The following is a 19277-nucleotide window of genomic DNA, read 5'->3' as shown; positions in this document are numbered from 1 at the left end:
CAATGGCAAAACTAATTATTCGAATAGTCAGAAAAATTAAGACGGATGCTTCTATTCATGAGATTATGCAGCTTTTACAGCTTGAAAGATGCCTTTTTAACAGACAACTAGCATGTGCGTCCTCTCTGACTCTCCCTTTCTCCTTTCAATATATATTTTCTTATTCCCTATCTGTAATACAATTCAAAGGTCGTACGATAAATGTGGCCTTATATTTAATGTATGTTAAAAAGGATAACATAAAATTCAAATAAATAAACAATAAATTCTACAAATTCTTAATTTTTTATACAAATATATTTATTTCAGTAAACCATTATGTAAGATTCCTTTCCCTTTTCATTGACCTGCCGTATAAAACTCGTTATAATCCTTATTAACTCGATAAGATTTAAAGGTTTTAGTACAGGAGTGATGAAAAGTGAAATGGTTTCATTTTCTGTTTAATGAACGATGCCCAAAATGTAAGCAAGTGTTAAATACATCAAAATCTAATGCACTTCACGCGACTGTAGTGAAAGTGTGTCCGTCTAACCACTATCAAAAAGAATTTCACCCTGCGCTTGAAACGTATGTAGAAAGTAATGGAACAATATAAAAAAAGCTATGGGAATCCATAGCTTTTTTATAGTAGCCCCCACCAAATCTTAATTGCCGTTGCTAAAATCAAACCGGCAAGGATCCACTGAAGCACTTTTGTATTCATTTTCTGACCAACTTTTGCACCGACTGGAGAGGCAATTAAACTTGCCGCAACTAAAATAAGTGCCGGTATAAATGGGACTTGATGGGTCACCAGCTTTCCAACCGTTGAACCAATGGAAGAAATAAAGGTAACGGCTAGTGAAGTTGCGATGGTTATTCGAGTTGGAATTTTAAGCACCACAAGCATCACAGGAACTAAAATAAAGGCTCCCCCTGCTCCTAACACTCCTGCTACGGCTCCAATAAGCAGTGATAAAATAGAAGCTAGTCCTTTATTGAATTGAAGTTCGCCTTCTTTTATCTTATCTACATTTTTCTTTGGAATAAACATCATCATAACCGCAATAAGAGCTAAAACTCCATATACAACATTTAATCCTTGTTCACTCATATAATGTGAGAGGTAGCTTCCAAGCATGCTCCCAATTAGAATATTGCTGCCCATGTATAAAATTAATGATTTGTTTAAAAATCCGCTTTTTCGATACGCCCATACGCCGCCTAATGTCGCAAAGAATACTTGAATGGCTCCTGCACCTGAGACGTGATGAGCCGTTAATGCTTCTACTCCTACTAATGGAGGAATATACAACAGCATCGGATAATTAATAACAGACCCGCCAATACCGACCATACCGGAAATGAACGACCCAATAAATCCAATAAGAAAAAGCGTGATGATAAATGTAAGATCCATCTATAGTCGCTCCGTTTCATATAAGGAAAGGGTACCTTTTACAAGAGATACCCTTTTCGTCTATTATTTCTTATCCTTTTTTAATCCAAAATTTAAGAACGTCGCCTTCTTCTGTATGAAGAAGCTCGTGACCGCCAGATTTTGCCCAGGCTGCAAGGTCATTTTTTGCCCCTTTATCCGTTGCGTGAATTTCTAATACTTGACCTGCTTCTAGTTCATTCATTGCTTTTTTTGTTTTAACAATCGGCATTGGACATGCCATCCCTTTTGCATCTAGTACTTTAGTTGATTCCATTTCTCTCTCTCCTTTGTTTAGGTTTTAGCGAATCGCACAGCGGTTTGGTCCAATTTCCATTTCACGCTGTTTTTCTTCATCTGGGCTTACTTTTCCCATGTTGGTTTCACGAATTTCTTGATACGCATTTGGCTGCGGCGGTAAATTATCTGTTACTAAGTGTCTGAACTCTGCTTCGTCTTCAATATTTAATCCGTGATTTTTTGCAAACAACGTACCTAACTTTTCAGCTACGCTGCCGTTGTCATTTAGCTCATCAATAATCATAAAATGAGCTGGCAATACGATTAACTCATCTGACAATGCTTTATAACGTGTATAAAGCGTTTCTCTCAAATCGCCTACCCAGTCTTCAGCCATACCAGCTAAATCAGGACGTCCAATTGAATCGATGAACAAAATATCACCTGAAAGCAAATATTGATCGTCTATGATAAATGAAGTTGACCCAATCGTATGACCCGGTGAATAAAGAGGCTGAATCGTAATCGTTGTGTTACCAATTACGACATCGCTGCCTTCTTCTAAAGCCTTGTAGTCAAAAATCACTTCTTGTGCATCTTTTGGAGGCAGCCAGTACGCTGCATTTGTTGCTTCCGCAATGACTCTTCCTCCTGAAATGTGATCTGCATGAAGGTGCGTATCAAACACGTGCTTAACAGTGACACCAAGTTCTTTGGCAAAGTCGATGTACACATCTGCCATACGCGTCGCGTCAATAATAGCAGCTTCCCCGTTTGATACAATCATATAAGATAAGCATCCTTTACCGATACGAACAAACTGATAAATTTCTCCGCCGTCTTTTAAATCGCCAACTTTAACAGGCTCTAAGTACTCACTCCACGCTTTCATACCGCCTTTTAGGTACGATACGGTAAGACCAGCTTCTGAAAGCATGTCAGCTACCATCACGGATGAACCTTCTTTAGCACAGACAACTAACACTTCTTTATCAGAAGGGATTTTTTCTAAGATTTCTTCTACTCCGTCTAAAAGATCGAAGTATGGAACATTTAAATGCTGAAATTGATGACCTTCAATTTTCCAATCGCTGAAATCACTTTCGTTACGAACGTCTAAGATAAATAGCGGTTCTTTATTGATAATTTTAGATGTAACTTCTTTTGCAGTAAGCACATGCACTGTCATATTAAAATACCTCCTTAGGTATATAAACTATCAAAATTTTTTAATTCGCTATGTTCAATTGATTATTCTACTTTACCCGTCCAGTCACGCATACCGGGAACCACGTTAATTAAATGTTTAAATCCTTGCTTTTTCATTGTTTGGCCTGCCATTTCACTTCGTCTTCCAGAGTGGCAAATAATATAAATTTCATCTTCTTTATTTAACTCATTGAAACGTTTTTCTACTTCACCAAGCGGAATATGAACCACGCCTGGAATATGAGCTTCATCGTATTCTTCTACTTCACGAACGTCTAAAATATGAAGATGTTCATCATTCTCTACTTTTTTCGCAAATTCTTCTAATGAAATTTCAGGAATTGGCGTTACGTTTTCTTCAGCTCCGCCTTTACGAAGAAAGTGGTGAAGAACGTCACCTGCTGCCTCGGTACCTAAATACTCATGACCTGTGCTTTTTGCCCACGCTTGTAAGTCCGCGGTAGAGCCTTTATCCGTTGCTTGAATTTCTAGCACTTGACCTGCTTCTAATTCATTCATTTTCTTCTTTGTTCTTACGATTGGCATTGGACATGCTAACCCTTTTGCATCTAATACGAAGTTTGCTTGCATCATTTCTTTTTCCTCCTTGGTTTAAATACTGGTAGGGGTATATTTTTATCTAAAAAAATTAGACCGTTTCCCCTTTCCACTCCATCATGCCGCCGGTCATATTCGTTACACTGTAGCCTTTCTGCTCAAGAAAACGAGCTGCCATTCCGCTTCTGCCACCAGAACGACAGACAACAATATAATTCTTTGCTTTATCTAACTCATGCATACGGAATTCCAATAAAGGAAGCGGAATATTTAACGCGTTTGGTATTTTACCTGTTTTTACTTCCTCTACTTCACGCACGTCTAAAATGTGAATTTGTTCTTGCTTTTTTACTAAGTGTTCTACTTCTTGTGCTGCTATTGTCTTCACTCTGCGTCTCCTCCTTCTTGATTTATCTCCACGTATTCATGCCGCCTTTAACGTTGGTAATGGATATAAAACCTTGCTTTTTCAACAGCTTACTTGCTTTCATACTTCTCATTCCGCTTTGACAAATAACGACTACTTCTCTGCCTTTTGAAAGCTGACCTGTTTGCGCTGGCAATTCTGATAAAGGAATGTTTCGAAACCCTTTAATATGTTTGGTACGAAATTCATGTGGTGTTCGCACATCGATAAACTGGTTATCTTTATTTTTTAACTTTGCTTTTAACTCCGTTGTGGCTATTTGCTGAATACCTTTTACTGTTGCAAAACGCTGATACAAAAACCACAGCAGAAAAACGATAATAAGCGCATTGATAATCATATTAACCCTCGCTTCATGAGCTATCTTTTAGATGAATAAGTTTACGTTTCCGTCTTCTGCGTCGGCTAAATACGCCGCTACGCCTGCATATTCAATATTATCTAGCAGCTCTTTTTCCTGTAACCCTAGAAGATCCATCGTCATTGTACAAGCTACTAGCTTAACGTCTTGTTCCTGTGCCATTTCGATAAGCTGCGGCAGCGTTAGGGCATTATGCTTTTTCATGACATTTTTAATCATTTTAGGTCCCATACCTGCAAAGTTCATTTTAGATAAGCCCATTTTATCCGCACCGCGCGGCATCATTTTGCCAAACATCTTTTCTAAAAATCCTTTTTTCACCGGCACCATTTCTTCTTTACGAAGCGCATTCAATCCCCAAAACGTATGGAATATCGTCACTTCATGGTCATAAGCAGCCGCTCCGTTAGCAATAATATAAGCTGCCATCGCTTTGTCATAATCACCGCTAAATAATACAATTGTTGTTCGTTTCTTTTGCTCAGTCATGTTGTTCCTCCTATTACCCTATGGGGTATATTTAATTCTAAAAAAATTAGCTCTTTTGAATGTAAAAGATAAATGTGCTTCCTTCTTCTTTAAAATCAATAAGCTCGTGTCCTGTTGATTTTGCCCAAGCTGTTAGATCACTTTTAGCACCTTTATCTGTCGTTTGCACTTCTAATACTTGGCCTGTTGTTAAAGTATCCATTGCCTTTTTTGTTTTTACGATTGGCATTGGACACGCTAATCCTTTTGCATCTAAAACTTGATCAATTTTCATAATGATTATCTCTCCTTTTATATACATATACCTGTAAGGGTATATTATATTAAATAATGATATTCGTCAACCTTAAATAAGGTGACAACGATTAACGACTTTTCACTAACAGCTGTACAGCTTCTTTCACTAACCCTTCCGTTGGCTCTCCTTGCTCCAGGCTTTCTCTGACGCACTGTTCAAGATTACTGCTCACAATAACTCCCATTGTGCGATCAATGGCACTTCTTGCAGCAGATAATTGAGTCACGACGTCTCGGCAGTCTTTTCCTTGTTCCATCATGCTAAGCACGCCTTTTAACTGCCCTTCGATTCGGCGCAGCCGATTTTTCACTTGTTGGTTATACTCCATAATCGAATACCCCTTTCTTTCCTTTACGTTGACACTTACACGCTGCTAACTCATAGCTGCGCACTTGAAAACCTCTTTTTCGTAAGAACCGTACGCCTAAATTTAATTCCACTCTATCTCCAGCAATCAGATGAACGCTTCCCTGTGGAATTTCTGAATAAAAGCGTTTGAGATACGCATACGGAATAACTATACTAATCGAATCATGAACTTCATGATAATGACGAATATCTACAACCGTTCGCCCAAGTTCTTTTGCTTCAGATTCCCGTATGCACTGTATTCCTTTAACTGGATAATAACGTCTGTATGCAATAAATAAAGTAGCAAGCAACAATACTGCTATATAGAGCATAACAATCACCGCCTTGCTATTGAATTGATGTTGTTTACACGCTTTATATTATACCCCTATAGGTATATTGTCAAGCGAGAAAATTATATTTAATTTTACTTATTTACATGAATCCTTTCATACGAATCAATCCACTTTATACACCTTAGGAATCATGAATGTTTTCTTTAATCTCCTTTACTGTGTGTACCCCCTCCCCTATAGACCAAACAGACTTTTCCGTTTTCATGCATCACCTGGGCTCATATAAATGACTAAAAAATAAGCTTACTGCACCATTCACCATCTGCGCACAAAAGGTCCAGTTCTCCTTGGGAACTGGACCTTTTGTGGTAAAAAGCTGATTAGCTTTGATGATAAATATTATGCCATTGATTCCACGAACTGTGTGGATGCTGCTGGTGCCACTGATTCCATGGCACATATGGATTTTGCTGATGCCACTGATTCCACGAACCGTGCGGATACTGCTGATGCCACTGATTCCAAGGTGTGTATGGATGTTGTTGATGCCATTGATTCCATGTGCCGTGCGGATACTGTTTGTGCCACTGCTCCCAAGGGACATGAGGATGTTGCTGATGCCATTGATTCCACGTGCCTTGAGGATGCTGATGATGCCATTGTTCCCATGGAATATAATGTTGCTGTCCTTGATGCATATTTCGTCAACTCCTTTTCCTTTGCCACATCATATGTTCTTTTTAGAATTTAGAGCTTATCTATTTTAAAATATAGGCGTTTGATTAATTATGAATTAAATTACGTATTTCTTCTCTTTACTTATAGGCATGAGCTCTTGTTTTACAAGTGGAAGCACGTATTTATCTAGAAGTATAGAATGAATATTTCTTTAAGGGATCTGTGTTTTTTGGGATGCATTTGTCTTCCCATGAAAAAAACACCTTCTCATTCGAGAAGGTGTTTTGCAATTAACCTACAATATTATAGCCAGCGTCTACGTGTACGATTTCTCCTGTTACGCCGCGTGAAAGGTGGCTCAGTAATACAACCGTCATGTCGCCAACTTCTGCTTGCGTTACGTTACGCTTAAGAGGTGCTTTTTCTTCAACTTTGTGAAGAATTTGGTTAAAGTCAGAAATGCCTTTTGCTGCAAGCGTACGAATTGGGCCTGCTGAAATCGCATTTACGCGGATATTGTCTTTTCCTAAGTCTAATGCTAAGTATTTTACTGAAGACTCAAGTGCTGCTTTCGCTACGCCCATTACATTATAGCCTTCAACTGCACGTTCTGCACCAAGATAGCTCATTGCTACAAGAGAACCGCCTTCTGTCATAAGAGGTTTTGCTGCTTTCGCTACAGCGATAAATGAATAAGCGCTTGTGTCTTGAGCAAATGCATATCCGCTTCTTGACGTATTAATAAACTCGCCGTTTAGATCTTCTGAATGAGCAAACGCAACAGAGTGAATCACTCCGTGAACTGTACCTGCTTCTTCTCCGATTTTTTTGAACGCTGCTTCAATGCTTTCGTCACTGTTTACGTCACATTCAGCAATTAATGATGCTTGAATTTCATTTTTTTCTAAAAGCTTGTTCAATTTTCCTAGTGAACGTTCTTTACGGTATGTAAAAATTAAGTTTGCTCCTACTTGATGAAGGGCTTTTGCAACACCCCAAGCAATACTTCGGTCGTTGGCAACTCCCATAATCACAATGTTCTTGTTCTTTAATTGTAATAAATCTTCCATAATATCCTCCAAAAAAAATTAGTCATCAATGATGACTAATAGGTAATTGTATAGCTTTATTATAGCACAAAGATGCGCTTAGTTCCTAAGAGTCTTATGAATTAACCGATTTTACTCTATAAATAATCTCCTATTTATCCGAATCCTGCAGCCATGCTTGCGTTGTTTCAGCAAATTTTTTGGCTGCAGGTGAAAGATGATAACGAGTAGCTAGACCAATCGAACGGTAGCTATCCACTTGAAACGGAATCGCACGCAGCTCTTGCGGGATTGAATCCAAAAGCATTTCAGGTAAAATACTAATGCCTAAGTGATACGTAATCATCGATAGGATAGCACTTTCATCCATTAATTCAAAGCGAATTTCAGGCTGAACCCCCTGTTCTTCAAACAATTGCTTAATATCATGATATCCGCCGTATGTCGGCATAATAAACGGTTCTTTCTCTAAATCTTTAAAGGAAACGTTTTTTTGATGATACAAAGCACTTTGATTTGATACGACACACAGCAGCGGGTCTTTTTTTAAAGAAATAATATGAAATTGACTTGAATGCGTAATGTTAATAAAGCCGCAGTCTATTTCTCCGCTTAGCAGCCACTGTTCAATTTCAAGGTAGTCGCCTTCCTTGAGCTGAATTTGAATCTCAGGGTAGTTTTTTTCCATCAGCTGAATAATTTCAGGAAGCCATTTGGTCGACACGCTTTTAAAAATACCGATTTTAATGGTTCCTTTTGCAAGGCCTAAGAGACTGGCTGCTTCTTGATGAACTTTTTCATTTTCTTGCAGCACTTTCCGAATGGCAAGAAGCATCGTTTCGCCTTCTGTTGTTAAGGTAATACCTGATCTGTTTCGATTCACAAGCGGAAATCCAAATTCTGTTTCGAGATTTGTAATGGCATGGCTGACCGCTGACTGCGTTAGCGCCATCGCATCTGCCGCTTTTGTAAAGCTTTGCAATTCCACTACTTTGTTTAAAATTTCATATTTCACTAAGCTCATTTTATCCCACCCCAACATGAATTTAATTCACGTTCATCATTATAAAGATTCATTTTATTAATATCAAATTCCTTTGTATACTGTGGGTACATGATAAAAAATGGAGGGCTGAACGTGAGTTACCGCACACGAGCAAATATGATGATGATTGGGGTAAACGTATTTTGGGGTATGTCGTACGTGTTTATGAAAATGGGGCTGAGTTCACTCGGATCATTTACCATTATTGCGCTTAGATGTTTGATTGCTTTTTTCATTGCCGGGCTGTTTTTTCATAAGCCTTTACGGCAAATCACGCGCAAAACGATTTTATCATCCGCTATTTTAGGCTTTTTACTGTTTTCCGTTTTTGCATTTGTCACGTTTGGCGTCAGCATGACGTCTGCTTCAAACGCTGGATTTCTTGTCAGTTTAACGGTCATTTTTGTTCCGTTGCTCAACTGCTTGTTAGTGAAGAAGCTTCCTTCTTGGCCGATTGGGCTCGGAATCATCACTACCCTAACCGGTATAGGTGTGTTAACTTTAAAGCACTCCTTTCATATGAATACGGGTGATGTACTTTGCATCGGAACCGCACTATGTTATGCCATTCATATTACCTTGACCGGCACGTTTACGAAAAATGAAAACCCAATTGCACTCGGCATTTTACAGCTAGGGTTTGCTGGATTATTTGCACTGATTTGCAGCTTTTTATTTGAACACCCCAGCATTCCAACTACGTTATCATCATGGATTGCGATTTTAGGTCTTGGCGTTCTTTGCAGCGCGATTGGATTCATTTGTCAAGCCATTGCGCAGCGCTATACAACTCCTACTCACACAGGACTTATTTTTGCAACAGAGCCTATTTTTGCTGCGCTGTTTGCCGTTCTCTTTTTGCATGAGCTGTTTACGCTTAAAGACCTTGTTGGTTCTATTATTTTGATTGCGGGGATTTTAATTGCTCAATTAGACGATTTGCTATTTAAAAAAAGAGTTCATTACCAAGAGACTTTGCCAAAGTAAAAGCCGCTAGATAAGAACCTAGCGGCTTTTGTTATGAAGCTAAGATATAAGATTTCTTATAGCAGCCCCAACACTATTTCCACTTTTCTTTTAATAGATGCTAGTATTTTTTAAACTATATTGCTATTCTAGATGAAAATAGGTCTAGGAGAACGACTGTGAAGCTTATTAAACGAATACTTGCAACTATTGCTTCATCGATATGCGGCGGTGCGGTTTGCATTGAAATATTTGAATTAAATTCCCTTGGCTATACAAGTATAGTAGATTATTTATCGACTTTGCTTATTGGTGTGTATCTTACCGCTCCATTTATTATTATAGTAGGCATCCCTTGTTCAATAGCTATAGCAAACATCATGAAATACATAACTTCATTTCAAATATTAATTGAACTAATCCTATATCTTCTTTTCGGTATAGTGGGAGCACTCGCCGTATTAACTTTATTTTTGCTAAGTGACGGAATATCGGCTTTTAGTCTCTTTCCGCGAATCCTTATTGTAACGTTGAGCTGTTCACTGCCGTTTGGGCTATCATCTATCTTGATAAACAAGCTATCTAAAAAGACGGTCTATTATACATAGACCGTCTTTTTAGATGTTTTGCTACAGACACATCGCTATCGTTCATTACACTAACCGATATGATTTTGCATAATAGCACAACTTACACCCCATATGTATAAAACTTTTTATCTACGTTCATCACCGGAAAATTGGCAGGCAGCTTTTCTTTCTCTATACTTTGAAAGCCATTTTTCTCATAAAATCGATGCGCAGCCCTATATTGTAACGTCGTTCCTAAGTATATTCTTTCCACTTCCCTCTCTTTTGCCCACGCGATGGCTGTATGCAATAAACGGTGAGCTGTTTTGAAGGTGGCTCCTCTATAAGGTTTGGCTACAAACATTTTCCGTAGCGCTACTTGACGGTGTCCAATGTCTATTAAAGCTACGCTTCCTACTGCTTTTTCGTTGCAAACAGCAACCCAAAAGTTTCCGTTGCCCTGTTGATAAAAGCTTTCGATTTTAAATAAATCGGGCTGATTTTTCTCCGTTATTGGAATGTGATATTCTTGCTGCTGAATAGGAAGAATTAAGTCCACTACTTCTTGTTGATACTTACTAGCATATGGCTGAATGATGATACTTTCACTCAAAACCTCCACCGCCTCTAATCAGTTTACTCCACCTTATTTTTGACTGTTTTTAATACTGCACAACCTATGTTCATTATAAAACCAATTACGGCACCTGCAAGAATCGATATCACACCTACAGCGATAAAATCGCCTTTAGTCGGCTGAAATAAATTCATGGAAAGCAGACCAAATATAAAAAGCATTGGAATAAGGTAGCTCAGCATCTTTTTCAACTTAGCACCTCATTTCCTTATCTCTATAAACCCTGTAACCATTTTATCGTATATTAATTTCCTATTTATTACAATCTTTATCTTCTTTCATGTTTTTATCGAAGAAATGAAAAAAAAGTGCCTGCCTCTCGTTCCTTAGTAATTGAGAGACGGGCACTTTTTTATAAAACATGACTCGTTGCTTGTAAAAAGAACTGAGACTGTTCGTAGTTATATGTCACTTTTGAAAAGTCAAACGGCTGGCCGTTCGCTAAATGAAAAAGTGTTTCAATAAATAATTTAGGATCGCCTTCTTTTAATCCTAAGTACTTTGCTTCTTCTTCGTTCAGCTTGCCGACGTGAAGATATAGATCAGAAAACCCGATTTTTAAGCCAAGGCCTTCTTTAATGTAATGAAAAATAGACTGAGAAACAATTTCGTTATTTAAGTACGTAACGATGGACTTATTATAAAACGATTCTTCTAGACACAGCGTCTGGCCGTTAATATACCGTACTCTTTTGACATAATAGACGTCACTATTTTCTTCTATGTTTAAATTTAACGCCGCTTCTTGCGTCGGCTTTCGTACATCTAGCTCAATCACTTCCGAAGTTAACTGAAAATCTTCAAGTTCACTCGTAAATCCTTGATTGGAAAGCAAGCCAATATATCCTTTCCGTTTATGACGACGGACAAAAATGCCGCTTCCTCTCACTTGAAAAACCACGCCTTTTTTTTCTAATAGATCTAAGGCCTTTGTTACTGTACTTTTACTCGCCTCAAATTGTGCCATCAGCGTTTCTAATACCGGCAGCTTGTCTCCTTGCTGAAGCTTGTGTTCTTCAATATAGGTTTCAATTTCAATTGCAATTTGTTGGTATTTGATCATAGCTATACCTCTTTACTGAATTTGTCTCAAGAATAACACGATTATACCATAATCTAACTCCATCCCATAAACTTAAATTATTTATTGATTATTATTTTATTTGGGTATTGATAAATTGTATCGATACAATTATACTGAAAGCGTATACTCAACAAGGGGGTTGAACATATGGGAGGGAAAATTAGAGATTATCACAAGCTTGCAGCAGATATTTTAGATGCAGTAGGCGGCGAAGAAAATATCGTAAGCGCTACACGCTGTGCTACGAGGCTGCGAATTGTATTAAAGCGCTCGAAGCCAGAAGCCAAACGTAAGGTGTCTTCTATGGCTGGTGTCATTACGGTTGTTGAAAACAGCGGGCAGTTTCAGGTCGTTATTGGACAGCACGTAGGAGACGTTTATGAAGAGTTTGCTAGTTTAGTAAATTTGGATACAGCAGAGGAGCAAACTGAAAACAAAGGCACGATTTTAAACCGTGTGATTGCTACAATGTCCGCTGTGTTTGCACCGTTTGTATACATCTTAGCAGCGGCAGGAATTTTACAGGGCTCGTTAATCTTAATTAATTTGTTTTCGGATAGCTTTGCCAAAACGGGCACCTATCAAGTATTAAGCTTTATTTCGTGGGCACCGTTTGTTTTTTTACCTATCTTTATTGCCATCACAGCATCCAAGCATTTTAAAACCAACACCTACATCGCAGTGGCGTGCTGTGCCGCATTAGTCAGTCCAACATGGGCAGAAATGGCGGCCAAAATTGCCGACGGAAGCAGCATTTCGTTTTTCGGTCTTCCCTTATCCGAAACAATCTATACTTCTTCTGTTTTACCGCCTTTATTTTTAGTATGGATTTTGTCTTACCTTGAAAGGTTCCTAAACAAGAGCATTCATGAAGTGGTTAGACCGCTGTTTGTTCCGTTTTTATGTATGGTGATTATGGTTCCTATAACGATTTTACTCATTGGCCCCGTTACAACGATGGGAGCTAACGGAATCGCTCACGGCTATAACTTTTTAGCTGAAAACGTACCTGCCTTAGCTGGAGCAATCATTGGCGGCTTCTGGCAAATTGTTGTTATCTTTGGAGTACATTGGGGAATTACGCCGATGGTGCTTGCAAACTTTGATTTAAACGGCAGAGATTCATTTCAAGCGTATCAAACAATTGCCGTAGTTGCTCAAGTTGGAGCGGTGCTTGGGGTTATTTTAAAAGCAAAAAGCCAAGAAGCACGTAAAGTAAGCGTATCAGCCGGAATAACAGGATTATTTGGTATTACAGAGCCAGCTATCTACGGCGTAAACTTACGTTTTAAAAAGCCGTTTATCTTTGGATGCGTTTCAGGTGCTATTGGTGCCGTTGTAGCAAGTTTCTTTCACCCATATTACTTTGCTTACGCAGGATTGCCTGGACCGTTGACCATTGTAAACGGTATTAGCCAAGACTATCCGATGTCAATCTGGGGAATTTTAATTGGATGTGCTATTGCGATTATTCTTCCAGTTGTGCTTATTCAAGTATTTGGCTACGGAGAAGACGCAGCAAAAGAAGCTGCAGCTGCTCCTTTAAACGAAGTAGCTGTCAGCAACCCGAACGAAAATGAAGAAACAATCAGCGCACCGTTTAGCGGGAAAGTTATCCCACTTTCTAGCGTACCGGACGAAGTATTCAGCTCAGGTGCGATGGGAGAAGGATTAGCGATTGATCCTTCAGATAACAAGCTTTATGCACCTTTTGACGGAACTGTAGTCATGGTAGCACCAACGAAGCATGCTATCGGCCTTCGTTCAGAATACGGCGTTGAGCTGCTTGTTCATATTGGATTAGATACCGTTACGTTAGACGGCAAGCCGTTTACCCTGCACGTAGAAGACGGTGTAAAGTTTAAAAAAGGCGATTTACTAATTGAATTTGATAAAGAATTTATTGAAACACAAGGGTTACAAACGATTACACCGGTTATTATCACAAATTCAAACGCTTACCGAGAAGTAATCGTTGAAGATGTTGAAAATAGCGGACTAAATCAAACATTATTTACCGTAGTGAAATAAGGAGGAACTAACAATGACAAAGATGCCAAAAGATTTTTTATGGGGCGGCGCATTAGCAGCTCATCAATTTGAAGGTGGATGGAATCAAGGCGGAAAAGGACCGAGCGTAGTAGACGTTATGACTGCAGGTGCGCACGGTGTACCGCGACAAATCACTGAAGCAGTGGAAGAAGATAAATTCTATCCAAATCACGAAGCGATTGATTTTTATCACCGCTACAAAGAAGATATCGCACTGTTTGCAGAAATGGGCTTAAAATGTTTGCGAACGTCTATCGGCTGGAGCCGTATTTTCCCTAAAGGCGATGAAGCTGAGCCAAACGAAGAAGGACTAAAATTTTACGACGATGTATTTGATGAACTGTTAAAGCACGGGATTGAACCGGTTATTACGCTGTCTCACTTTGAAATGCCTCTGCATTTAGCTCGAGAATATGGCGGATTTAGAAGTCGAAAAGTGGTAGATTGCTTTGTGAAATTCGCTGAAGTTTGTTTCGACCGCTATAAAGACAAAGTCACGTACTGGATGACGTTTAATGAAATCAACAACAAAATGGACGTAAACAATCCTCTATTCTTATGGACGAACTCAGGCGTTTCTGTAAAGCCTGGTGAAAATGCAAAAGAAGTGATGTATCAAGCAGGACATCATGAACTTTTAGCAAGCGCTCTTGCCGTATCAAAAGGAAAAGAAATCAATCCAAATTTCCAAATCGGAGCAATGGTGTCACATGTGCCAATCTATCCGTATTCTTCAAACCCTGAGGATGTGATGTTAGCAGAAGAAACAATGAGACAGCGCTACTTCTTCCCTGACGTTCAAGTTCGCGGCTATTACCCGAGCTACGCGTTAAAAGAATTTGAACGAGAAGGCTATCACATTCCGTTTGAAGAAGGTGACGAAGAAATTTTACGAGACGGAAAAGTAGATTATTTAGGCTTCAGCTATTACATGTCCACAACGGTTAAAAGCGACGTTGAAGCTGATAATACGGGTGATATCGTAAACGGCGGATTGCCAAACGGCGTAGCAAACCCTTATATCAAATCAAGCGATTGGGGCTGGTCGATCGATCCAACGGGCTTGCGCTATACATTAAATCGCTTCTACGACCGCTATCAAATTCCGCTATTCATTGTAGAAAACGGATTTGGCGCCATCGATACGGTTGAAGCAGACGGTTCCATTCATGACGCATCGCGAATTGAATATTTAAAATCGCACATCGAAGCGTTAGAAAAAGCTGTAACGTACGATGGTGTTGATTTAATGGGCTACACGCCGTGGGGAATTATTGATATTGTTTCCTTTACAACAGGCGAAATGAAAAAACGATACGGGATGATTTATGTCGACCGTGACAACGAAGGAAACGGATCGATGGAGCGCTACAAAAAAGATTCCTTTAACTGGTATAAACATGTAATTGAAACAAACGGTGAAGAACTATAAGAAATCAGAAAAGCCGGTTTCCTGCGTGAAGACACAGGAAACCGGCCTTTTTAAATGTAAAAATAAATGCAAATACGTTATCTCGGTTTATCTACTAGCTGCGTTTGCGCAATTTCTGTTTGCTTAATTCCCGCTCGTTGAATTTCATCAGCAAACGATTCATGTTTCAGCGTTTTGATTACCTTTTCGCTTCCATCTCGAAGAGTATACACTCTAAATTCATACATACTCTGCCCTCTCCTTTAAGCTATGATTGATGCAATACATTAGATGCGCTTCTGTTCAAAGCAACTCCTAATAGAGGTTACTTTTTACTCTTCTTTACTTTACCCACTTTTTAGGAAACTAGACAAAGAGATTTACTCTGACGCGATAAAAGAAAAAGCCTTTGCCGTAAGCAAAGACTTTTATCTATTGAATATTATTGTTCAAAGATGGTTCCTTTTTTGAACTTTGAGTGTTTAAAAGCAAATTTCGTTAAAAGAATATACGCAACTCCTGCGACTACTACTCCTATAATCCAGCCTAAATCAACTTCAATAAACGCAGCGCCTGCACCGATGAGCATCGCAAGCAAAGCGCATGGATTGTAGCCGGAAAATGGCCCTTTTTCTTGATACAATTCCTCTACATTCACTTTTTGCTTCCGTAAAATATAGTAATCGACTAGTAAGATAGAAACAATCGGCCCTAAAAAAGCAGAGTAAATCAAAATGAACAAACCAAGACCTGCAGCTGATGAATCTTGAACAAGCACCCAAGGGAACGAGCAAAAGGCAAGCAGCCCGGTAATCGTAACCGCTACTTTATAGTTTGCTTTTGTCAGCAGCGTAATGACATACGTAGGCGGAATAATGTTTGCCACCATGTTTACGGCAATCACGCCAATCACAATAAATGCTGATACAGCAACAGTGATATACGAATTATCGACTACAACCGCGAACGCTTTAACTGGATTGGAAATACCCGTAGCAGAAGCAAGCATAGCCCCGATTGTAAGAACAAATCCGTAGGCTACTAGAATTGGTGTAAAATATAAAAATCCGCGTTTCTTGTCGCTAATGCCTGGCTTTAGCTCTCTGGAGTAATCGGCTGCGCTTAGAAAAATCGCCGCATAATTACCCATAAACATCATGATGAAAGAAAAGAACGGAAGTCCCCACGAGCCTTTTGTATGTACCCACTTCTCCCCTACTACTTCACTATGAGACGTTAAAAGAACACCAAATACATACACAAGACCAAGCAATATAATGATCGACGCAAGCATCTCTACCCATTTAACCGCGTGGAAGCTGTACAGCGAAAGAACAATTTGCAGCAGTTGAATGATAATAAAACAAAGAACAAGATTGTCAAAAGACCCTTTGCTCACAATTTTACCAATTTCGTTTAAAGCTGTACCCCCTGTCCAGCTTTGGAAACCATACCAAATGATAGCTGGAATACCTCGTAAAAGAGACGATATAACGGAGCCTTTTATGCCAAAAGACATTCGAAGCTGCATCACATACGGTATACCCGTCTTATAGCCAATTCGATCGTTTAACACAAAAAAAGTAGAAATAATACCAATAGCAATAATGGCTGCCACAAACGTTTGAAAAAGATTTAATACCGCTGTACCCGCAATTACTAAGCTCGCACCAAGCGTCATATTTCCTAAATTAACGCCGTCTCCAATCCACATAAACATATAGGACAGCGGAGTTAGCTTTCGATCACTTTCCGCTTTTGGCTTTAGTGACGGATCAAGACCCCTATCTTGATGAGAATGTACCTCTTCTATGACGGTACTTGTTGCATTTGTAGACACTATACACTCAACTCCTTTTTTATGGTGCTTACACGCCCTAAACTAACATCTAATGTAAGTTAACTTAACATGTACATAGTGTATACGAATCGCAGTGCAAGTTCATCATTATTTATGTGAATTTTCTGATATTAATTTGTGCAACTTGACTAATTGTTGACCTCAGTTCGTAACAAACAAAAGTTGATAACAAAAAATCCAAGCGCTTACAATAAGCGCTTGGATGAGTCACTCAGTATTTATTTTTCACAGGCAATGTAGTCTTTATCTCGATCTAGCTTTGTATTGGCATCATACAATGCTTTTGATACGTACGGTTTGTACTTTGTTTTGCCGCCTTTATTCTTTACATTAGCCGCACGAGCTACGCCGCCTTTGTAGTCTTTGTTTAATTCGGTACAGTTTTTGTAAGATTTAGCTGCCGCATCTACGTTTGAAACCGTGCCAAAAGATACGCTTGTTAATAAACCGAAAAATAGAACAATTGGAAAAATCTTTTTCATAACAGATACTTCCTTCCTATATTTTGTCTCATTAATAATAGAATGTTCTATCAATCTTTTCAATCTTTTTTTTACATTTAAACTACTATTATCCAATTTTTTTATTTATAAGTAGCTTTAAGAGCCTTGACCGCTTGTTTAGCCGCTTCTGCAATCAGTTCATCATGATACTCCGCATCTTTTTCCGTACGATCGGAAAGGATCGCAAGAACAATTGGATCTCCATTTGGCGGCCAAAGAATGGCAATATCATTTCGCGTCGCGTAAGAGCCTGCGCCTGTCTTATCAGCTACTTCCCAGCTTTTTGGCACGCCCGCTCGTATCAAGGCATCCCCTGTCGTATTTCGTTTCATCCAATCCGTTAAAAGTGCACGTTTGTCTTCAGGAAGTGCCTGTCCAAGTACATACGTTTGAAGACTTGTAGCCAGTGCTCTTGCTGTACTTGTATCATGAGTTTCTCCTGGATTCACTTCATTTAAATCCGGCTCAAAGCGCTCAGGCAGCGTCACTTCGTCTCCTATGTTTTCTAAAGCTTCTTTAAACCCGTCCGGTCCGCCCAGCTGCTGCAGAATTAAGTTCCCTGCCGTATTGTCGCTATAGCGAAGCGATGCATCCGCGAGTTCTTTAAGGGTCATGCCTGTATCCACGTGTTTTTCTGTAATAGGGTTATAGTTCACAAGGTCATCGCGCGTATAAAAGATTCGTTCGTTGAGATCTTCAATTGATTTCTGCTGTAAAAGTGCACCGACAGCAAGAGCCTTATGGGTAGACGTATAAGCAAAACGCTCGTCCGGATGATACGTTACCGTTTTGTTTGTACCGGTATCTAAAGCAAAAACGCCAAGATTCGCATCATATTTTTCTTCAAGCTTAGCAAACTCTCGATCACTTTTCGTTTCTTGTTTTTGACACTTCACCGTTTCAGCCTGTACTCCGCTGCTTGAAAAGCCTACAACCGCCGCGCATGATAGAGCCAGTGCAGGCATCATTTTTTTAAGCTTTGAAGTGTAAAACATCTCTTTCCATCTCTTCATTACCTTTCAACACCTTTCCAAAAAGTATTTAGTATGTAGTCTCTTAGGTAGAGGTTACCAACAATTCTATTTTATCAATTGTTTACTCTCACAAACATGATAGTTTTATCACATTTATATAATAAAGTACCCGATAATGAAGAATAACTAGCATACCACCTATTAATAAATTTAAAATACCGGCGGCGTAACGGAAAATAAAATAACGGCTTTCTCATCAAACGGATTGTCCCATTTGTGCTTAAGATGCGAAGGGATTTTGACGCTATCTTCTTTTTCTAGCACGTATACTTCCTCGTCCAAATACACTTTAATTTTCCCTTCTAAAACGTATGCCACTTCCTCCCCTTTATGTGCTAAAGGAGTATCAGATGAAGACATCATGGGAGGGACTTCCATAATCGCCGTAGCTAGATTTCCAGTAAAATCTGGTGATACTAGCGAATACGTTAACTCTTTTACCTTCATCGTTTTACGTTCATTCGACCTTACAACTAAATGGGAGGTATTTATTTCTTCGAGTAAAAAGCTGAATGTAGGCACGTCGAGGCATTTAGCTAACATTTTTAGCGTTGAAATAGACGGATTAGCTAACCCTCGTTCAATTTGACTTAGCATAGACGGCGTGATATCCGCTAATTTTGCTAATTCACGACTGCTTAGTCCCTTTTCTTTTCGAAATTTCTCTACTTTTTTTCCAATATCTATGTTTTCCATGATGATTCCTCCGTAAAAGATGTTTAATTATATTTAATTTTAT

At 39.1% G+C, this 19277-nt stretch carries 26 protein-coding genes; 5 read left to right on the top strand and 21 right to left on the bottom strand.

What is annotated here, in order from left to right; genetic code table 11:
- Positions 1-421 precede the first annotated feature (421 nt).
- On the top strand, positions 422-598 hold the full coding sequence (locus SCI76_RS23775; RefSeq protein WP_014459168.1) for a hypothetical protein: 177 nt from the start codon (positions 422-424) through the stop codon (positions 596-598).
- Positions 599-625: 27 nt separating this feature from the next.
- Here SCI76_RS23775 and SCI76_RS23770 read toward each other — a convergent pair whose 3' ends face one another.
- The 13 genes from SCI76_RS23770 to SCI76_RS23710 all read right to left on the bottom strand — a co-directional run bounded on the left by SCI76_RS23770 (position 626) and on the right by SCI76_RS23710 (position 8400).
- Positions 626-1402 carry a sulfite exporter TauE/SafE family protein gene (locus tag SCI76_RS23770; protein ID WP_394531968.1) on the bottom strand — a complete coding sequence of 259 codons (777 nt, stop codon included), beginning with the start codon at positions 1400-1402 and terminating at the stop codon, positions 626-628.
- Positions 1403-1472: 70 nt separating this feature from the next.
- Positions 1473-1697, bottom strand: a complete 225-nt coding sequence (locus SCI76_RS23765) for a sulfurtransferase TusA family protein (RefSeq protein ID WP_301862423.1) — start codon at positions 1695-1697, stop codon at positions 1473-1475.
- 24 nt (positions 1698-1721) lie between these two features.
- A complete protein-coding gene (locus SCI76_RS23760; RefSeq protein WP_407544534.1) occupies positions 1722-2849 on the bottom strand; it encodes an MBL fold metallo-hydrolase in 1128 nt (375 codons plus the stop codon).
- A gap of 62 nt (positions 2850-2911) precedes the next feature.
- The gene (locus tag SCI76_RS23755) at positions 2912-3463 is read right to left on the bottom strand and encodes a sulfurtransferase TusA family protein (RefSeq protein WP_034263896.1); all 552 of its coding nucleotides are present in this window, start codon (positions 3461-3463) and stop codon (positions 2912-2914) included.
- Positions 3464-3518: 55 nt separating this feature from the next.
- Positions 3519-3815 carry a rhodanese-like domain-containing protein gene (locus SCI76_RS23750; protein WP_407544532.1) on the bottom strand — a complete coding sequence of 99 codons (297 nt, stop codon included), beginning with the start codon at positions 3813-3815 and terminating at the stop codon, positions 3519-3521.
- Positions 3816-3837: 22 nt separating this feature from the next.
- On the bottom strand, positions 3838-4194 hold the full coding sequence (locus SCI76_RS23745) for a rhodanese-like domain-containing protein (protein ID WP_407544530.1): 357 nt from the start codon (positions 4192-4194) through the stop codon (positions 3838-3840).
- A 27-nt stretch (positions 4195-4221) separates the two neighbouring features.
- A complete protein-coding gene (locus SCI76_RS23740; RefSeq protein ID WP_013058040.1) occupies positions 4222-4704 on the bottom strand; it encodes a DsrE/DsrF/DrsH-like family protein in 483 nt (160 codons plus the stop codon).
- Between the two features lie 46 nt (positions 4705-4750).
- Positions 4751-4978: a sulfurtransferase TusA family protein gene (locus tag SCI76_RS23735; RefSeq protein ID WP_028414566.1), complete on the bottom strand. Its 228-nt coding sequence runs from the start codon at positions 4976-4978 to the stop codon at positions 4751-4753.
- 91 nt (positions 4979-5069) lie between these two features.
- Positions 5070-5330: a metal-sensitive transcriptional regulator gene (locus tag SCI76_RS23730; protein WP_028409367.1), complete on the bottom strand. Its 261-nt coding sequence runs from the start codon at positions 5328-5330 to the stop codon at positions 5070-5072.
- Entirely contained in the window at positions 5320-5685 is a 366-nt protein-coding gene (locus SCI76_RS23725) for a sulfurtransferase (RefSeq protein ID WP_221832501.1), read from the bottom strand. The genes SCI76_RS23730 and SCI76_RS23725 overlap by 11 nt, the downstream gene beginning before the upstream one ends.
- Before the next feature lie 344 nt (positions 5686-6029).
- Positions 6030-6347: a hypothetical protein gene (locus SCI76_RS23720; RefSeq protein WP_045290693.1), complete on the bottom strand. Its 318-nt coding sequence runs from the start codon at positions 6345-6347 to the stop codon at positions 6030-6032.
- A gap of 270 nt (positions 6348-6617) precedes the next feature.
- Positions 6618-7397, bottom strand: a complete 780-nt coding sequence (gene fabI, locus SCI76_RS23715; RefSeq protein WP_014459159.1) for an enoyl-ACP reductase FabI — start codon at positions 7395-7397, stop codon at positions 6618-6620.
- A gap of 130 nt (positions 7398-7527) precedes the next feature.
- On the bottom strand, positions 7528-8400 hold the full coding sequence (locus SCI76_RS23710; RefSeq protein ID WP_221832499.1) for a LysR family transcriptional regulator: 873 nt from the start codon (positions 8398-8400) through the stop codon (positions 7528-7530).
- Between the two features lie 114 nt (positions 8401-8514).
- On the opposite strand from SCI76_RS23710, the gene SCI76_RS23705 reads away from it, so the two are divergent.
- Positions 8515-9408, top strand: a complete 894-nt coding sequence (locus SCI76_RS23705; protein WP_221832484.1) for a DMT family transporter — start codon at positions 8515-8517, stop codon at positions 9406-9408.
- A gap of 158 nt (positions 9409-9566) precedes the next feature.
- Complete coding sequence (locus SCI76_RS23700; RefSeq protein WP_048019553.1) at positions 9567-9995, top strand: hypothetical protein; 429 nt, start codon at positions 9567-9569, stop codon at positions 9993-9995.
- Between the two features lie 82 nt (positions 9996-10077).
- Here the strand turns inward: SCI76_RS23700 and SCI76_RS23695 are convergent, their stop codons facing one another.
- The 3 genes from SCI76_RS23695 to SCI76_RS23685 form a co-directional block, all read right to left on the bottom strand.
- Positions 10078-10569: a GNAT family N-acetyltransferase gene (locus SCI76_RS23695; RefSeq protein ID WP_328175061.1), complete on the bottom strand. Its 492-nt coding sequence runs from the start codon at positions 10567-10569 to the stop codon at positions 10078-10080.
- Between the two features lie 23 nt (positions 10570-10592).
- The gene (locus SCI76_RS23690) at positions 10593-10775 is read right to left on the bottom strand and encodes a hypothetical protein (protein ID WP_260505744.1); all 183 of its coding nucleotides are present in this window, start codon (positions 10773-10775) and stop codon (positions 10593-10595) included.
- 170 nt (positions 10776-10945) lie between these two features.
- On the bottom strand, positions 10946-11656 hold the full coding sequence (locus SCI76_RS23685) for a GntR family transcriptional regulator (protein ID WP_014459154.1): 711 nt from the start codon (positions 11654-11656) through the stop codon (positions 10946-10948).
- A 168-nt stretch (positions 11657-11824) separates the two neighbouring features.
- Here SCI76_RS23685 and SCI76_RS23680 point away from each other — a divergent pair, with 168 nt between their 5' ends.
- Both SCI76_RS23680 and bglA read left to right on the top strand, forming a co-directional pair.
- Positions 11825-13708, top strand: coding sequence for a beta-glucoside-specific PTS transporter subunit IIABC (locus SCI76_RS23680; RefSeq protein ID WP_407544524.1), 1884 nt, complete (start codon positions 11825-11827; stop codon positions 13706-13708).
- Between the two features lie 13 nt (positions 13709-13721).
- Complete coding sequence (gene bglA / locus SCI76_RS23675) at positions 13722-15161, top strand: 6-phospho-beta-glucosidase BglA (protein ID WP_168761044.1); 1440 nt, start codon at positions 13722-13724, stop codon at positions 15159-15161.
- A gap of 77 nt (positions 15162-15238) precedes the next feature.
- On the opposite strand, the gene SCI76_RS23670 is transcribed toward bglA, so the two are convergent.
- The 5 genes from SCI76_RS23670 to SCI76_RS23650 all read right to left on the bottom strand — a co-directional run bounded on the left by SCI76_RS23670 (position 15239) and on the right by SCI76_RS23650 (position 19234).
- Positions 15239-15388, bottom strand: coding sequence for a hypothetical protein (locus SCI76_RS23670; RefSeq protein WP_013058052.1), 150 nt, complete (start codon positions 15386-15388; stop codon positions 15239-15241).
- Between the two features lie 194 nt (positions 15389-15582).
- Complete coding sequence (locus SCI76_RS23665) at positions 15583-16980, bottom strand: NCS1 family transporter (RefSeq protein WP_394556457.1); 1398 nt, start codon at positions 16978-16980, stop codon at positions 15583-15585.
- 239 nt (positions 16981-17219) lie between these two features.
- A complete protein-coding gene (locus SCI76_RS23660) occupies positions 17220-17483 on the bottom strand; it encodes an excalibur calcium-binding domain-containing protein (protein WP_407544521.1) in 264 nt (87 codons plus the stop codon).
- Between the two features lie 101 nt (positions 17484-17584).
- Positions 17585-18517, bottom strand: coding sequence for a class A beta-lactamase (gene bla / locus SCI76_RS23655; RefSeq protein WP_407544519.1), 933 nt, complete (start codon positions 18515-18517; stop codon positions 17585-17587).
- Positions 18518-18688: 171 nt separating this feature from the next.
- Positions 18689-19234: a helix-turn-helix domain-containing protein gene (locus SCI76_RS23650; protein ID WP_407544517.1), complete on the bottom strand. Its 546-nt coding sequence runs from the start codon at positions 19232-19234 to the stop codon at positions 18689-18691.
- Between the last annotated feature and the right edge of the window lie 43 nt (positions 19235-19277).

The organism is Priestia sp. HNGD-A6, assembly GCF_045784335.1.
In the GTDB taxonomy this organism is placed as follows: domain Bacteria; phylum Bacillota; class Bacilli; order Bacillales; family Bacillaceae_H; genus Priestia; species Priestia zanthoxyli.
Note: the sequence above shows the minus strand (reverse complement) of the source record. Positions and strands in the feature narration are given on the sequence as shown.

Coding starts and splice junctions, on each gene's coding strand:
- SCI76_RS23755 (WP_034263896.1), bottom strand. CDS start 3,463: ATGATGCAAGCAAACTTCGTATTAGATGCAAAAGGGTTAGCATGTCCA.
- SCI76_RS23725 (WP_221832501.1), bottom strand. CDS start 5,685: ATGCTCTATATAGCAGTATTGTTGCTTGCTACTTTATTTATTGCATAC.
- fabI (WP_014459159.1), bottom strand. CDS start 7,397: ATGGAAGATTTATTACAATTAAAGAACAAGAACATTGTGATTATGGGA.
- SCI76_RS23650 (WP_407544517.1), bottom strand. CDS start 19,234: ATGGAAAACATAGATATTGGAAAAAAAGTAGAGAAATTTCGAAAAGAA.
- SCI76_RS23710 (WP_221832499.1), bottom strand. CDS start 8,400: ATGAGCTTAGTGAAATATGAAATTTTAAACAAAGTAGTGGAATTGCAA.
- SCI76_RS23670 (WP_013058052.1), bottom strand. CDS start 15,388: ATGTATGAATTTAGAGTGTATACTCTTCGAGATGGAAGCGAAAAGGTA.
- SCI76_RS23740 (WP_013058040.1), bottom strand. CDS start 4,704: ATGACTGAGCAAAAGAAACGAACAACAATTGTATTATTTAGCGGTGAT.
- bla (WP_407544519.1), bottom strand. CDS start 18,517: ATGAAGAGATGGAAAGAGATGTTTTACACTTCAAAGCTTAAAAAAATG.
- SCI76_RS23720 (WP_045290693.1), bottom strand. CDS start 6,347: ATGCATCAAGGACAGCAACATTATATTCCATGGGAACAATGGCATCAT.
- SCI76_RS23690 (WP_260505744.1), bottom strand. CDS start 10,775: ATGCTGAGCTACCTTATTCCAATGCTTTTTATATTTGGTCTGCTTTCC.
- SCI76_RS23680 (WP_407544524.1), top strand. CDS start 11,825: ATGGGAGGGAAAATTAGAGATTATCACAAGCTTGCAGCAGATATTTTA.
- SCI76_RS23765 (WP_301862423.1), bottom strand. CDS start 1,697: ATGGAATCAACTAAAGTACTAGATGCAAAAGGGATGGCATGTCCAATG.
- bglA (WP_168761044.1), top strand. CDS start 13,722: ATGACAAAGATGCCAAAAGATTTTTTATGGGGCGGCGCATTAGCAGCT.
- SCI76_RS23660 (WP_407544521.1), bottom strand. CDS start 17,483: ATGAAAAAGATTTTTCCAATTGTTCTATTTTTCGGTTTATTAACAAGC.
- SCI76_RS23730 (WP_028409367.1), bottom strand. CDS start 5,330: ATGGAGTATAACCAACAAGTGAAAAATCGGCTGCGCCGAATCGAAGGG.
- SCI76_RS23770 (WP_394531968.1), bottom strand. CDS start 1,402: ATGGATCTTACATTTATCATCACGCTTTTTCTTATTGGATTTATTGGG.
- SCI76_RS23685 (WP_014459154.1), bottom strand. CDS start 11,656: ATGATCAAATACCAACAAATTGCAATTGAAATTGAAACCTATATTGAA.
- SCI76_RS23745 (WP_407544530.1), bottom strand. CDS start 4,194: ATGATTATCAATGCGCTTATTATCGTTTTTCTGCTGTGGTTTTTGTAT.
- SCI76_RS23760 (WP_407544534.1), bottom strand. CDS start 2,849: ATGACAGTGCATGTGCTTACTGCAAAAGAAGTTACATCTAAAATTATC.
- SCI76_RS23735 (WP_028414566.1), bottom strand. CDS start 4,978: ATGAAAATTGATCAAGTTTTAGATGCAAAAGGATTAGCGTGTCCAATG.